Origin of the sequence: Methylocaldum sp. (genome assembly GCF_039794385.1) — a bacterium.
GTDB lineage: Bacteria > Pseudomonadota > Gammaproteobacteria > Methylococcales > Methylococcaceae > Methylocaldum.
In genome coordinates, this window is the sequence record NZ_JBDIVO010000146.1 from 1 (window position 1) to 10,969 (window position 10,969).

The following is a 10,969-nucleotide window of genomic DNA, read 5'->3' on the forward strand; positions in this document are numbered from 1 at the left end:
TTCCCACCGGTGACGGCAGTCGGGCCTTCGGCGAGTTTGTGGCACAGGCGGTTGAGGCGAATCCGCACTAGTTTCAGTGTCGTGTTTGACGCATGGACGCTCTGCCGTTTTCCGATTGGGACTTCGTCCTGTTTCACACCGGGACACTGAGTCGTGCCCACATCGCGGGCAAAAGATTTATTGTTTCCTGTGCCGTGTCTAACTCCGGGCAAACCGGAAACGGCAGCCGTATCGAGACGTTAAGCGATGTGTGCGACGATAGCGTAGCGGCCCTTGTCCCGGCCGGAGGTTGGTTCGTTCATGAACTCGGCGACGAGTGGCCTAAAACCCAGTTCGCCGAGCATAGACATTACCTTCTCCGGAGGAAATGAGTCGTAGAAGAACGTCTCGCCGAACATTGTATCCGTGAATGCCGGGTGCTGGTGCTTCGACCCTCCCACGGTCAACATCAGTCGGCCTTTCGGGCTAAGCATTTTGGCAATGCGGGCCAGGATAGCCGGGTGATGCTCGCGCGGAATATGGAAGAGGGCGTCCCAACAGACAACGCCGGCGAAACGATCGTCGGTGTCGAATCCCTCAATCGTCGATTCGATCCAAGTCCCTGACGGCATGCGCGTTCTGGCGCGCTCGAGTAGCTCGACTGCCTGATCGATACCGGTGACCTTATGCCCCTGGTTCAAGATGTACTCGGCCATCGGGCGTCCAGTGCCGCAGCCCAGGTCCAAAATAGGGGACCGCGCGGCCATATCGCGGAGAAAAGTGTCCAGGTACGCCTTCTCGCGGCCATAAAAGGCACTGCGCGCTCGGTCCCATGATTCGGCGATGGCGTTGTAGGCGTCGCGATTCATGGTTTGGACTTCAGCCAATCGCATTGTTGCGAGCGCCGCAAGGGGATCATCGTCGATTTGGTAAAGCCGAACCGCTCGTAGAATCTTTGAGCGCCAAGATTGCCGGCGTCCGTTAGGAGCGTGATTCGTGCACATCCTCGTTCGCGGGAAATCTGCAACGCATACTCAAGCAGCTTGCTGCCAACCCCGTCGCCTCTCTTGATGGGATCAACGACCATGTCCTCCAAGATCGCCGCCCGAGCTCCGAGCGCCGTTGAGACGGTATAGAGGAGACTCACCATCCCAATGATCTTGCCGTCCGCTTCTGCAAGCATGATCTCTCCAACCTGAGGGTTTGAGATGATCGTTCTTAAACCGGCCTCCTGCAGCGCGACGTTGGGCGTGAATTCTTCTTCTTGCGCGAACAGGATCTCAAGGAGACGAGACAGCTGAGAGATGTCCTCGTCTGTTGCGATTCTCAGATTCAATGCCGCCTCTCCTGTGAATGCCTGACGAAGCTGTGGAAAAGTCTCATTTTCACGCCAAATAGGTCCGCTATCGACTGATTTTTCATGCCGTGGTTTTTTCGAGTTTAAGGGATTTCTACACCCTCAACATCCAAGTTCAGCCGGCGCGAAGGCGCGTATCATGATCGATCGGCGTCTCTGGTGTGAGCCGCCAGCAGGTTCCGCTATCACGCTTGAAGGCTCGCTCGACTAATCCAGATCGGCGAACTGGCTGCGCGCCTGACTGATTAGCTTCTCCGCAGGGGATAGTACATCCTTCTTCGGACTATGGACGATGGCATCAAAGTTCTGCGCCAAGGCGGCTGCGATCATCAGCACGCACACGTCCTCACGGGGATCGCCTTCCGAGCGCAAGGTGATTAGGGTGTCGCGCTGGCCGGCCTGCGCCTGCAGGTTGGGGAATCGGGCCAGATAAGGCTCCAAAGCATCGAAACGGATATTGACTCCACTGTCTTCGCCGTTGATGGTACAGGGCAAATAGCCAGAGCTTTCGAACGGAGCGTAGGACTCATCGACGGAGAGCTGGAACTTGAGCCCCTTGATGGCCTCCTGAAGCGCTTCGCGCGTGGGCACGTCGGAGCGGTTAAGGATTACGGATTGCGATTGCGACACGTTGAATCTCCTGGCTTTTTGATTAATCAAAAGTGAATGCCCGTGCTACGTCGCGCCAGTACACAAGCAGTGAGGTGGCCCATGTGCTTACCGGTTCTCGGCTGTCATGGATTCGGGGCTCCTTAGGCTTACCAGCTGCATTGTTAGCAGGCCGAGTCGCATGGAGTCTGAGGCGCGAGATCCTTTGAGCTACCATCCCAAGAGCAGATCGATATATGCGCCTAGTCGGCGCTAGGCTTGACCAAGGCTCGGTGAAGGTAATCGGCAATGATGCTCACCCCGTCATCGTCGAGGCCGTGATAACTTCCGGGTTTAGCCAACCTTTGTATAGGGATTCCCCACTTGGCCAATTGGTGCTGGGCCTGATTCAAGCCCACCGCGCCGGCGCCGGCCTCCACATCCGCCTCAACCAATAACACCGGCGGACTGGATCGAATCATATTGCGCTCGATAGGGTCTTCATCGATGCCGCCGGCGACAGCGACGATCGCGCCCGGCGGCTTGGCCCGCATCAGGCCGGCGCGAAGCGCGAGAGCCGCGCCTTGGGCAAAACCGACCAACGCGAGCTGGCTGTCTTCCAGCCGCCGTTTGGCGAGGACAGCGTCGAGAAACACCTGAAGACGTTCAGCGGCTTCGTCCAGCCCAGCGCCCGAGTGTTGAGCGTTGTCGGTCGGGCAAGTCCACTGGCGCCGATTGCTTTCCCCATCGCTAAGCCAGGGTGCGTTGGGCGCCAGGAATTCCGCTTTGTTCAAGGTGGGAGCCCAATCAAGCGCCAGTTCGATGATCTCATCGCCATTCGATGCCGCACCATGCAGCAGGATCACGAGGTACTTGGGTTTTCCGCAGGAAAGCGGCGGTTGACTCGGCCCGTCCAGAATGATGTCCATGCTCAGGGACCTCCAAAGAGCAAGTATTGATGTTTTCCATTTTCGCCATTGCCCAGGCTGTTGGAAACAGGAAGGCGCGCCGGAAAACTTCGCGGGATTCACCGTGCAGAGGCTTGAACACCGCAATTTCAAGGCCTGCAGCCGTATCGAATCATTTTCGGAAACAATGAGTCGCCGGATAGGGAGCACTATCCAGCGCCTGCGACGATTCGTATAGGACGCATTGGCTTTAGCGTAATGTGCTAAACGGAAAACCAGGTGGGAGACTGGGTGGACTCTTTTGCGAAGACGGGGATTCCAAAGACGCCAAGACGTACTCAGCCGGGCAGGCGAATGAATTCCTGACTCGTTTGCTATGGATTCTGGTGTATGCTGTGGCCTCTGAATCTAATGCCGATTCATGTCGTCGGACGAGTCAGGCAACCGTTTGATTAATGAGAGAAAACTAGAGAATGGTTGAAAGATGCCATTCCGATTGAGCTGTCCGAGCAATAGCTCTATTCATTCACATGCAAGATCCGAGGTTTCCATGGCTGTGCATGAACTGGTTTCAAAGATGAAGAGACTTCCCAAAACCGCGTCAATTGTGCTTGCGGGGGCGGTGTTCCTAGCGGGATGCGGGGAGTCGGACAAACCCGCTGAAATGTTCCAGGGGCTGCCGCAAAAATTCCAGGAAGAGCAGAAATTCGAAAAAGAGCAGACCCTGCGAGGTACGGTAAACGACGAGAAGGAACCCGTCATCCAAGGAAAAGTGGTGGCCACCGACGAAAAAGGCAACACCATTGCGGAAACATCCTTGGAAGGCAGCAACCGCTTTTCCATCGTCATTCCGGCCGGCACCGCATTGCCGATCCTGCTGAAAGCGTATCGTGAAGGATCGGAGCCGCTCATAGTGGCCATCGTGGACTCGTTCGAGAGCCAATACAACATCAATCCCAAGACCACGGCCATCGCCGAAAAAGCCAAGTCGCTGGGCGGCTATACCCGGAAAAACCTGATGGCGGCCGCGATGATGAGCAGTACCGTTCCCGAGGAAGACAAGACCACCTCCGGCTTCCGCGGCGATCCGACAAAACGCTACGGCGGCTGGCATTGAGGCGATGCGGGGCACAAGCGGCCTGTCGCTGGCTGAGCACGGTCATGCGATGGCTATACATCGGCCATAAATGACAAGCGGCCCCTTCCCCTTGAGTTTCTCGAAGGTCTTGGTGCGCATCTCTTCAAGCGATCGGTCGCTTGTCGTGAATCAATCCCGTGCCATGCCCCGCTCGCCATAAGAAGCGTTCGCACATCAATCCGTACACTCCCGATCGGTATTGCATCAATCCGCCAACCTTTCGATCACGACAGGGTGCCTATCCCGGCGGCCCTCGAAACTTCGCGACAGGGCCGGGCGGATGGTCAGGCGTCGCTGCCGTTTGTGCCGGGCGTGTCTAGTTGTGAACAAAATCGACCTATTCCGAGTCTCCTTTTATACAGGCCCGAATCGGGTAATCGGGCTTTTCTGCCTCCCCCGCTCCAAACCCATGGCGGCATCGGGTTCGCTACTTAAGCGTTTCACGAGAGCCAGGGGCGTTTGTCGAAAATCGCTCCTCGTGCCGAAGCGATAACAAACGCCCGCCGCGTTCATGAGCAGGAAACTCATACTGGAATAGTGAGGAAAGACTTATGGATAGAGTCAGCCTTATCACCCGGACAATCACCCCGTTATTTCTGTCACTTGCGGGGTTTTTGCTCAGCTTGGCGGCGTTTGCCAATGATTCCCACAGAACCGGCAAATCAACAGAGGCCAACACGGCTTCCCAATTGGAGCGCGACCGAATTGTCCAAAATGCCGCGCAGATGGTTACCCAAGGACGGGAAATTTTTCGCTTCGATAGTTTTGGCGACGAGCAATTCTGGAGTGATGCGCTTCAATTGCATAAAGCCATCGAAGGGGAACGCTTCGGCGGAATCGGTAATGGACTGACACCGCAACAAGCCCTGGACTTGGGGCTAAAGGTCGACGTAGAGGCGCTGCCGGGATCAGTCGTCCAGCAACTCGAGCAGGGGGCGGTCGATTTGAGCGACGTCGCGGTTACGCTGGCCCTGATCAAGCAGGACGCCGTATTGGGCGTCAAAGGCACGTTCAATTCCGACGGTTCGCTCAAATCCGTGGGTCTCACCTGCGCCCTTTGTCACTCCACCGTGAATGACTCGCTCGCTCCGGGCGTCGGCGAGCGCTTGGACGGCTGGGCGAATCACGATCTCAACGTCGGGGCCATCATCGCCCTCGCTCCGAACCTGCAACCAATCGTCGATTTGCTGAGAATCGTTCACCCCGACATTACCGACTCCCAAGTCCGCGACGTGCTACAGAGTTGGGGACCCGGCAAGTTCGATGCGCAACTCCTCCTCGACGGCAAGGCGTTCACCCCGGAAGGCAAGCCGGCTGCCACGCTCATTCCCGACGCCTTTGGGCTTGCCGGCTACAATCAGCACGCCTGGACCGGCGACTGGGGTACGGTGACCTACTGGAATGCATTCGTGGCGGTATTGGAACTGCGCGGGGTCGGTACCTTCTTCGATCCCCGGCTGGATGACGCCGATAAGTTTCCGATCGCTGCCGCGAAAGAATTCGGCCACATATCCGTCGATCCGAAAGAGGATCAGGTTACTCCCAAGCTGCCGGCGCTCCATTTCTTTCAGCTGGCTCTGCCCGCACCCAAGCCGAAAGCCGGCGTGGACTTCGATGCAGGGGCGGCCGAACGGGGGAGCGAACTGTTCGGCGGCAAAGCCAAGTGCGGGAGTTGCCATGTCGAGCCGCTGTGGACCGAGCCGGGCTGGAACCTGCATACACCCGACGAGATGAGGATCGACGGTTTTCAGGCGAATCGTGCTCCCGGAGACGCTTACAAGACGATGAACCTGGCCGGGATTTTCGTGCGTGAACGCGGCCTTTTCATGCGTCCGGAGAACAAAGGGCGTTTTTACCACGACGGTCGGTTCAAAACCTTGCTGGACGTGGTGGACAGTTACGACGCACGCTTCGATTTAGGACTGAGCAATCAGGAAAAACGCGATCTAGTCGAGTATCTGAAGTCGTTATGACGACGCCGGCGGGACGCCGGGCTGTGCGCATGACCTGCGGGCGGCTCCGCCGTATAAATCGGCTTTCCTGCCGATTTGTCATACGGCACGTTCATGTGCCGTCCCCTTCGGGCGCTTTGCGTGCAAATCGGCTTTCCTGCCGATTTGTCGTACCTCAGCGCATCCTACGGGCTCGTAGGATGTGCTGAACGAAGGTGAAGCGCATCATTCGCGATTGGTGCGCTGCCATCCATGTCCTCTGGACCCCGGCATTCCAATCGCATAAACGGTTCCGTGCCGGGGGGCGTTCTTCGGCTTAACGTAACGGCATTGCCTGTTAGCCCGTGTATCTCGGCTATGACGTAAAGAACTGACGCAGTCCTCCGTTTTTGTCAGGTCGAGGCATGATTGCAAGACCCGACCTCATCCATGGAAGCGGAACAAATGCCGAGCCTTGCAATCTAGCAGATTATGACGGCATGAAAATTTTTTGATGCAAGGCGCTTCTGCTCTGATCCATTTCCGCAACATGGGGCGCTTTGCCGCATTCGTTTCACTCAGGACACTAGGTCGGTCAGGAGGACTCATGAGAACCCACATGCTTTGCTTCGCGTTCGCGGCGATGATTGCATTTGCGTCCGCGGCGAACAGTGAGAACAACGGATCGAGTAACGACAATCAGCTCCCCGAGTCGCTGGAGCAGAAGGTCCGGAATCTCCGGACCGACCTGGAGGCGAAAGGCTACGAGGTCGCTCGGGGAGCCTGGAACCTGTTCAGGATCGAAGACTGCAAGTTCGCGCTCGAGACCATCGGAAACTGCCTCGGCAACAACCCGGCGGCGCCCTATCTCATCCCTTCCGTTCCGCTCTGGCCGGACGAGTTCGTGGACCAGAACATGAGGGATTTGCTCGGGCCGACGCCGGGCGACACCTGGTGGACGTACCGCCTCGATGAGCGCGAGGCGCTGGTCGTGCTGGCGCAGCTTCCGCCGCCCGGAAGGTACTTCGGGATACAGACGTACATCTTTACGCGCGAAGGGGAGATCGACACCACGGATGAAATCTACCAGTCCGTGGCCGATGATCCTTTCATGCAGAGCATCCTCTTCATGATGTCGCCGAATCCGTCCCGTGCGCTGGTGTTCTCCAGCATCGGCAACAGCAACAACAACGTCGTCATCGAGCGGCAATCCGACGCGGCGTTCAACCAGCAGCGCTTCTTCATCATCACGCCGGACGCGGTGATGGAGCGTGCGCTCACCGAGGCGCTGCTGCGGGCGGGCGTACCGGATCGCAACCAGGTGTTCGTCGAGCCCGTGTCGACGGACCTCGGCCGGCTGGGGTTCGGCTCAAAGGCGGACGACCTGATGACCGTGATGCGTTATTCGCTGCCGGAAGACGAGGCGGCCGGCGATGAGTGGCGCCAGAAGCGCCCGCTCGCCATTCTCCGCGTGAGGGACACGAACACGGCGCGTCCGACCGAGCCCTACCCAAAACCTGTCCGGGACGAGAGGATCGCCAAGTCCGAGCTCGGGTTCGAGGGTAATGTCGAGAATCTGGTCGAGGCGGTCAAGCAGCACTGGGGACAGCCCGACGCCAAGGACGGGCCGTTCGAAAGCCTGCTGCTCAAGGTGGACCTTATCGGCGAGCATTGCGTCCGGCGCCCCATGAACTGCCTCGGCGATACCCAGGACGCAGACTACCAGATCAGCCCGACGGAGAGCATCGACTCGGGCGAAGTCCTCGCCGTCGCGGGCACCCTCGGCACCGCCACCGGCAACGCCACGTACACGAGTCTGGCGCCCAACCGGATCCCGGCTCTGGTGGGCGTCACGAACGTCTCGGATCCCGATCTCAAGGGGAGCGCGTCCGCCTTCTCGGAGACGGTCGGCAACACCGACAAGCTCTACGTCTACTACTTCGCACGCGACTGCGGGAACCTTCCGAATTGCCGCGAAATCACCGAGGAAATGGTCCCCCCAGGCGACGCAATCAAAATCATTCAGCGGAACTACGTCGTGCCGGGGTCGACCCGAGGTCCTGACCCCAAGCAGCTCGTGAACCCGACGCTCATCGTCTTCGACGGGGCGAAACGGCCGTCGAGCCGTTAAAGGGGCCTCTGAGCAAGCGGATTCCGTTCATGACCCTTCGACAGGCTCAGGACAGGCCTGTCGAAGGACTTAATCCGAGCTTCCTTAAGGACAACAGGATGGTCGGTCAGGAGGACTTATGAGAACCCACACGCTTTACTTCACGCTCGCGGCGATGATCGGATTTGCGTCCGCGGCGAACGGCTGGAACAACGGTTCGAGCAACGACAATCAGCTCCCCGAGTCGCTGGAGCGGAAGGTCCAGAATCTTCAAGCCGACCTCGAGGCGAAAGGCTACGAGGTCACACGCGGCTTCTGGGACCTGTTCACGATCGAGGATTGCCAGTTCACGATCGCCGTGATTGGAAACTGCCTCGGGAACAATCCGGCGTCACCGTACGTTATTCCCGCCGTTCCGCTCTGGCCGGACGAGTTCGTGGACGAACACATCAAGGATCTGCTCGGGCCGACGCCGGACGACACCTGGTGGACATACCGCCTCGATGAGCGCGAGGCGCTGGTCGTGCTGGCGCAGCTTCCGCCGCCCGCGAAATACTTCGGGATGCACACCTACGTTTTCACGCGCGAAGGGCGCATCGACCCCGCGAATATAGTCTTCCAGTCGGTCACGGACCCCTTCCTGGGGGAACTGCTCTTCGCCCCGTCGCCGAACCCTTCCCGCTCGGTGATGTCCGCGACCTTCGGCAACAGCATTAATAACGTCGTCATCGAGCGGCAGTCCGGCGCGGCCTTTAACCAGCAGCGCTTCTTCATCGTCACGCCGGACGCGGTGATGGAGCGGGAAGTGACCGAGGCGCTCCTGCGGGCGGGCGTCCCCGATCGCAATCAGGTGTTTACTACCCCCGTGTCAACGGAGATTTTCCGAGCAGGGCTCGGGCCCGAGGCGGACGACCTGTGGATCACGATCCGCTATACGCGTCCGGAGGACGAGGAGGCGGGTGATGAGTGGCGTCGGCAGCTTCCCCTGGCCGTGCTCCGGGTGAGGGACACGAACACGGCGCGTCCGACCGAACCCTATCCCAAACCCGATTACGATGAGCGGACCGCCCGCTCCGAGCTGGGGCTCCAAAGTGAATTCGCGGCTCTGATCGAGGCGGTCAAGAAGCACTGGGGGCAGACTTCCGCTCCCGAACAGCCGTTCCAGGCTCTGGAACTGACCGTGGATCTCATCGGGCAACACTGCCTCGAACGCCCCATGAACTGCCTCGGCGATAACCAGGACGAAGACTGGCGGCTCAGTCCTCGTTCGAGCATCGATTCGGGCCAGGTGCTGGCCGTCGTGGGGACTCTCAAAACGGCTACGGGAAACGCGACGTACTCGGCCATCGCACTCAATCGTTCGTCGGTTCTCCAGGGCATCGGGAACGTTTTCGACGAAGATCTCGCGGGGAGCGCGTCGGCGTTTTCTGGAACGGTCGACAACACCGACCGGTTTTACGTCCAGTACTTCGCGCGCGACTGCTCGGGGCTCTCCCACTGCTTTGAAATCACGGAGGAGATGATTCCGAAAGGCGAGACAGTCGCGTTCATCGAGCGGAACTACGTTGTTCCGGGTACGGCCCGCGGCGCCGATTCCAGGCAGACGCTGACACCATTGGTCATCATCTTCGATGGCAAGGCACGGCCGTCGAGCCGCTGAGGAAGTGTGCCGCTGCGAGCGCCCGCGGAAACGCAGAAAGGCCCCGTGGACGCTTGTGGCTGCAAGATGCCCATACACGGAGGTAAACCATGCGTCCCAACGACCTCAAGGAAGCTCTGATTAAGTCCTTCGACAGGCTCAGGACAGGCTTGTCGAGCCACGAACGGAATCCACTTGATCAGAGCTTCCTCAAGCACCGAGGCATCGTCGCCGCGGCATTCGCCGCCTTGTTGCTCGTATCCTCGCCCGGCGTCCGGGCACTCACGATCGCCCTCAGCGACGACGACGGCTGGGACGCCATCGGGATCCAGGCCGCCAAGCGGGCGCTGGCGGCCGCCGGTCACACCGTGATCCTCGCCGGCCCGCTCAATGAGCAAAGCGGCAGCAGTGCGGCGATCAACCTGACTGACCTCCGGATTACCAAGCGACGCGACGACGAGGGCGCGCTCGAGTATTCCGTTGCGATCGGCGACGGGACGGAAGGAGCCGAACCGGCGACCAGCGCGCTCGTTGCCATCGACATCGCCCGGCAAAGCACCGGCCGGTTGCCCGACTTGCTGGTGTCCGGCATCAACGTGGGCGCCAATATCGGCGCCGCCACCCAGTTTTCGGGTACGGTCGGTGCCGCCATTGCCGCGCTATCCCCCATGCTCAACGGCGCTGTCCCCGCCATCGCGATCAACACCGATCCGTTGTGCCAGGAGTCGACGCCGGATTGCAGGGCCTCGAACGAGGCCCATTTCGCGCAGGTGGCGGACTTTCTCGTTGCCGTCATTGCCCGCCTCGAACGCAAGGCCGGCTCTCTGGACGGCGAAAAGGGCCTGCTGCCACGGGGGATAGGTCTCAACATCAACTACCCGCCGTTACCCGAGCCCGCCGGCGTCGTTGTTACGCGGCAGGGTCGCACGGTCAGCTTTGCGGACGATCTGGTGGTGAGCTATGGCGCCGATACGGTCACCATCAACATCGGCTGTCGTGAGCCCTGCGCCGATGTACCGGTCGGAACCACGCTCCGGGGCGGGATCACGAAGATTGTTCCCGACGAGACGCCCGAGATCCCCGGTGCCGACACCACGTGGTACGGGCGAGGGTACATCACCATCGTGCCGATCACGCCCGACTATACGGCTGACGCGCCGAGTGCCTTCTCTCTCGGGATAGATATCAAGGATGGCCTTGGCAGGCGATAGACGGTGATTTCAACGGGCTCAGCATTTGTAGGTCGGCAATCCTTTGCCGACGAAAACGTTGGCCCAACTGTGCACCGTCGGGAAGGGCGGCTTCGGCGCTCCAATCGC

At 59.5% G+C, this 10,969-nt stretch carries 9 protein-coding genes; 5 read left to right on the top strand and 4 right to left on the bottom strand.

All coding sequences use genetic code 11. The features are described 5' to 3' along the window. Positions 1-239: 239 nt before the first annotated feature. The 4 genes from ABJK70_RS13370 to ABJK70_RS13385 all read right to left on the bottom strand — a co-directional run bounded on the left by ABJK70_RS13370 (position 240) and on the right by ABJK70_RS13385 (position 2,853). Positions 240-848: a class I SAM-dependent methyltransferase gene (locus ABJK70_RS13370; RefSeq protein ID WP_156880370.1), complete on the bottom strand. Its 609-nt coding sequence runs from the start codon at positions 846-848 to the stop codon at positions 240-242. Beyond that, positions 845-1,315 carry a GNAT family N-acetyltransferase gene (locus tag ABJK70_RS13375; RefSeq protein WP_156880372.1) on the bottom strand — a complete coding sequence of 157 codons (471 nt, stop codon included), beginning with the start codon at positions 1,313-1,315 and terminating at the stop codon, positions 845-847. Before ABJK70_RS13375 ends, ABJK70_RS13370 begins: the two co-directional genes overlap by 4 nt. A gap of 228 nt (positions 1,316-1,543) precedes the next feature. Next, positions 1,544-1,966, bottom strand: coding sequence for a hypothetical protein (locus tag ABJK70_RS13380; RefSeq protein WP_156880374.1), 423 nt, complete (start codon positions 1,964-1,966; stop codon positions 1,544-1,546). A gap of 221 nt (positions 1,967-2,187) precedes the next feature. Further along, complete coding sequence (locus tag ABJK70_RS13385; protein WP_086134342.1) at positions 2,188-2,853, bottom strand: hypothetical protein; 666 nt, start codon at positions 2,851-2,853, stop codon at positions 2,188-2,190. Between the two features lie 529 nt (positions 2,854-3,382). On the opposite strand from ABJK70_RS13385, the gene ABJK70_RS13390 reads away from it, so the two are divergent. The 5 genes from ABJK70_RS13390 (at position 3,383) to ABJK70_RS13410 (ending at position 10,861) form a co-directional block, all read left to right on the top strand. After that, entirely contained in the window at positions 3,383-3,949 is a 567-nt protein-coding gene (locus ABJK70_RS13390; RefSeq protein WP_240502403.1) for a hypothetical protein, read from the top strand. Between the two features lie 572 nt (positions 3,950-4,521). Continuing rightward, entirely contained in the window at positions 4,522-5,943 is a 1,422-nt protein-coding gene (locus ABJK70_RS13395) for a hypothetical protein (protein WP_086134343.1), read from the top strand. 565 nt (positions 5,944-6,508) lie between these two features. Next, positions 6,509-8,032, top strand: a complete 1,524-nt coding sequence (locus tag ABJK70_RS13400; RefSeq protein WP_143735068.1) for a hypothetical protein — start codon at positions 6,509-6,511, stop codon at positions 8,030-8,032. 118 nt (positions 8,033-8,150) lie between these two features. Next, entirely contained in the window at positions 8,151-9,671 is a 1,521-nt protein-coding gene (locus ABJK70_RS13405; RefSeq protein WP_086134345.1) for a hypothetical protein, read from the top strand. An 89-nt stretch (positions 9,672-9,760) separates the two neighbouring features. Beyond that, positions 9,761-10,861: a 5'/3'-nucleotidase SurE gene (locus tag ABJK70_RS13410; RefSeq protein ID WP_347258212.1), complete on the top strand. Its 1,101-nt coding sequence runs from the start codon at positions 9,761-9,763 to the stop codon at positions 10,859-10,861. Positions 10,862-10,969: the final 108 nt, after the last annotated feature.

Excerpts from the sequence above, each read along its gene's own strand:
- ABJK70_RS13400 (WP_143735068.1), top strand. The coding sequence starts at position 6,509 with ATGAGAACCCACATGCTTTGCTTCGCGTTCGCGGCGATGATTGCATTT.
- ABJK70_RS13385 (WP_086134342.1), bottom strand. The coding sequence starts at position 2,853 with ATGGACATCATTCTGGACGGGCCGAGTCAACCGCCGCTTTCCTGCGGA.
- ABJK70_RS13410 (WP_347258212.1), top strand. The coding sequence starts at position 9,761 with ATGCGTCCCAACGACCTCAAGGAAGCTCTGATTAAGTCCTTCGACAGG.
- ABJK70_RS13395 (WP_086134343.1), top strand. The coding sequence starts at position 4,522 with ATGGATAGAGTCAGCCTTATCACCCGGACAATCACCCCGTTATTTCTG.
- ABJK70_RS13390 (WP_240502403.1), top strand. The coding sequence starts at position 3,383 with ATGGCTGTGCATGAACTGGTTTCAAAGATGAAGAGACTTCCCAAAACC.
- ABJK70_RS13370 (WP_156880370.1), bottom strand. The coding sequence starts at position 848 with ATGAATCGCGACGCCTACAACGCCATCGCCGAATCATGGGACCGAGCG.
- ABJK70_RS13405 (WP_086134345.1), top strand. The coding sequence starts at position 8,151 with ATGAGAACCCACACGCTTTACTTCACGCTCGCGGCGATGATCGGATTT.